This is a genomic window from Micromonospora sp. D75 (genome assembly GCF_018070405.1).
Lineage (GTDB): Bacteria > Actinomycetota > Actinomycetes > Mycobacteriales > Micromonosporaceae > Micromonospora > Micromonospora chalcea.
This window is the reverse complement of record NZ_JAGPXV010000988.1, coordinates 1-1,326: the sequence shown is the minus strand read 5'-3', so window position 1 is coordinate 1,326 and position 1,326 is coordinate 1. Positions and strand designations below refer to the sequence as shown.

Here is a 1,326-nt window from a genome sequence, read left to right as displayed (position 1 = left end):
GTCCCCCGGGGGGTGTGTCGACCCCCGAATGGAGCCCTCATCATGAACACGATTCTGCGTAAGAGCGTTCTGGGTATTGCTGGTCTGGCTTTCACCGGTGGCGTGTTCGCCGGCCCGGTCGCCGCTCACGCGGCCGACACCGCCCACGCGGTCAAGCCGGTCACGGCCACGGTGCAGTCCGACAAGCTGATCCCGCACGGCGTGCAGGGCGACCAGTCCCGCATCGACCTCAACGACGAGCAGACCAAGAATGTGAAGGCCATCATCGCGGCGACGAAGAAGGCCGGCATGGACGAGCGTGCCGCGGTCGTGTCGATCGCGACCGCGTTGCAGGAGTCGAAGCTGGAGAACCTCGGCCACCTCGGTGACCGCAACGACCTCGCAGGGCCTGTTCCAGCAGCGCCCCTCCAGCGGTTGGGGCACGGTCGAGCAGATCACCGACCCCGAATACTCCACCACCGCGTTCCTGAAGGGTCTGAAGCAGGTCGACGGCTGGAAGGACATGCCGCTGACCAAGGCCGCCCAGACCGTCCAGGTGAGCGCGTACCCCGACCACTACGCCCAGTGGGAACAGCAGGCCGCCGACCTCGTCGCCCAGCACTGGAACAGCTAAGACGAACACGTAAGACACAGCGAAAGGCCGGCACCCCGAACCAACGGGGTGCCGGCCTTTTCACGTCTGCGCGACCAGCTCGACCTCGTACCCCTGCCCGTCGGTGAGGTAGGCGGCGTAGCTGTCCGGGCCGCCCGCGTGCGGGTGACGGTCCGGGAACAGCAGCGTCCAGCCGTACTCTCCGGCGGCAGTGACCAGGCGTTCGACGGCGGCCGGCGGGCCGGCGTGGAAGGCCAGGTGGTTCAGGCCGGGCGCGCGCCTGTCGTGGGTGCGGCCGGTGAGCGCGGGTGACTCCTCCAGCACGATGTAGGTCGCGCCGAGCCGCCAGGAGCGGCCGGCGGGCCAGTCCTGGTAGAGCGTCCAGCCCAGCTCGCCGAGAAGCCAGCCCCACGAACGACTGGCCGCCGCCAGGTCGGGTACCCACACCTCCACGTGATGGAGGCCGCCGATGGTCAGCGTTTCCCGCCCGGAACCCATAGCACGTCGCCGTTCGGATTTGCCGTTCTTGACAGGATAAAGAGCAAATCGGAGAGCCGGTTGAGATACTTTGCCGGGAGGGGACTGGTCCGATCGGGGTCGTGTGCGACCAGCGCCCATGCCGCACGCTCGGCGCGCCGGGCGGTCGTCCGTGCCACGTGCAGCAGTGCCGCACCAGCGGTGCCGCCGGGGAGGATGAAGGAGTCGAGCTTGCTCAGGCGCGCGTTGTACTCGTC

2 protein-coding genes and 1 pseudogene are annotated in these 1,326 nt (G+C 68.4%); 1 reads left to right on the top strand and 2 read right to left on the bottom strand.

Translation table 11 applies throughout. The features are described from left to right. Positions 1-42: 42 nt before the first annotated feature. Positions 43-613 (top strand): annotated as a pseudogene (locus KBX39_RS31360) (hypothetical protein). Between the two features lie 60 nt (positions 614-673). Here the strand turns inward: KBX39_RS31360 and KBX39_RS31355 are convergent. Continuing rightward, the gene (locus tag KBX39_RS31355; protein ID WP_210874027.1) at positions 674-1,090 is read right to left on the bottom strand and encodes a VOC family protein; all 417 of its coding nucleotides are present in this window, start codon (positions 1,088-1,090) and stop codon (positions 674-676) included. Next, positions 1,066-1,326, bottom strand: a 261-nt coding sequence (locus KBX39_RS31350) for an ATP:cob(I)alamin adenosyltransferase (RefSeq protein WP_369010129.1), incomplete at its 5' end; no start/stop codon positions are given. The genes KBX39_RS31355 and KBX39_RS31350, both read right to left, overlap by 25 nt.

Excerpts from the sequence above, each read along its gene's own strand:
- KBX39_RS31355 (WP_210874027.1), bottom strand. The coding sequence starts at position 1,090 with ATGGGTTCCGGGCGGGAAACGCTGACCATCGGCGGCCTCCATCACGTG.